The 1,482-nt window shown below is 45.0% G+C and carries 2 protein-coding genes; both read right to left on the bottom strand.

Annotation, left to right across the window (positions count from 1 at the left end; translation table 11 throughout):
- Window positions 1–742 (bottom strand): TIM barrel protein (locus A3738_RS13300; RefSeq protein ID WP_068763635.1); only part of this gene is annotated, 742 nt, incomplete at its 3' end.
- On the bottom strand, window positions 735–1,482 hold a 748-nt coding region (locus A3738_RS13295; protein WP_068763634.1), incomplete at its 5' end, for an NAD(P)-dependent oxidoreductase. The genes A3738_RS13295 and A3738_RS13300, both read right to left, overlap by 8 nt.

The following is a 1,482-nucleotide window of genomic DNA, read 5'->3' as shown; positions in this document are numbered from 1 at the left end:
TGTCTGTTTTTGGCAGATATTCTGCACTAACAAATCCTGTGTACTCATTCTGGTCTAGAAAATTGAATGCTTTTTCAAAATCAATGTCGCCAGTGCCTGGTTCGTGTCGGCCAGTGCTGTCGGCAAATTGTACGTGTTGAATGTGTGGCCAGATAGATTTCAAACTTCTTTCTAAATCGCCGTGCATGATGTGCATATGATAGAGGTCGAATTGAAAGTAAACGTTTGTGTGTTGAACTTGATCAATTAATGACTGGCTCTTTTCGAGGGTATCGAGGTAGAAACCAGGCATATCGACTTTAGAGTTAATTGCTTCGACTAGTAGTTTTATTCCGGCTGATTCGAGCGCACTTGCTGCGTAGTGAATATTTTCCAGCCAGCATGATTCAGCTTCTTCTTCACTCAAATCGTTTGGTTTTAAGCCTGACAGGCAATTGAGTTGTTTGACGTTTAATTGTTCGGCGTAATGAATGGCTTGATCAACATCTCGTCGAAATTCGTCTTTACGATCAGGTAGGCATGCGATGCCTCGCTCCCCTTTTGACCAGTCGCCGGGAGGCAAGTTGAACAAGACTTGTTCTAGATTGTTATCTTGCAATCTTGAGACAAGATCTTGAGCGGAATAATCATAAGGAAACAAATACTCTATGTAGCGAAAGCCATTGTCTTTCGCTGCTTTAAAACGATCAAGAAAGTCATGTTCTTGAAATAGCATGGTGATATTGGCCGCGAATTTAGGCATTTTCTTTGTTCTCAGCAAAGTGCGATGTATTGTTGAGGCGTTCGAGTTCTACCATTAATCCGCTATGGTCGATGTTCTCTTTGCCATGAGCGATTAGCGACAGATAGCCGTCATGCGTGCGTTGTGACAGGGGTAGGGTCAAACCTTGTAATCGAGCTTCATCGAGTATGGTGCGCATGTCTTTTAATTGAACACGGCTACGCGCCCCAGGTTCATAATTGCCATCAATGATTCGTTGACCGTGTAATTCTAATATGCGGCTAGCAGCGAAACCGCCACCCAAAGCCTTACGAACTGCCACAGGGTCTGCTCCACCCTCTGCAGCAAGCAATAAAGCTTCTGAGACTGCTCCAATCGTAATACCTACAATAGCTTGATTAGCCAGTTTAGCGACTTGTCCCGTACCATGCGGGCCGATGTGTGTGGCGGAACCCATTGCATTGAAAATAGGGAGAGCTTTATCGAAGTCATTTTTATTTCCGCCGGCCATAATCGACAGAGTCGCTTGTTCAGCACCTACGGTACCTCCAGACACTGGGGCATCTAAATACGAAATACCATAATTCTTAAGTAGCTGAGCATGTGCACGCGCTTGTTCCGGCGGTATTGAACTCATATCAACGACCATGCTTCCAGACTTTATCGCCTGAAGAACATCGCCTTGCATGAGTGTTTGCTCAACGATATCTCCGGTCTCTAGCATAGTGATGATAATGTCTGCGTGAGCAACTGCCTCGCTG

It is taken from the genome of Oleiphilus sp. HI0066 (assembly GCF_001635725.1).
Note: the sequence above shows the minus strand (reverse complement) of the source record. Positions and strands in the feature narration are given on the sequence as shown.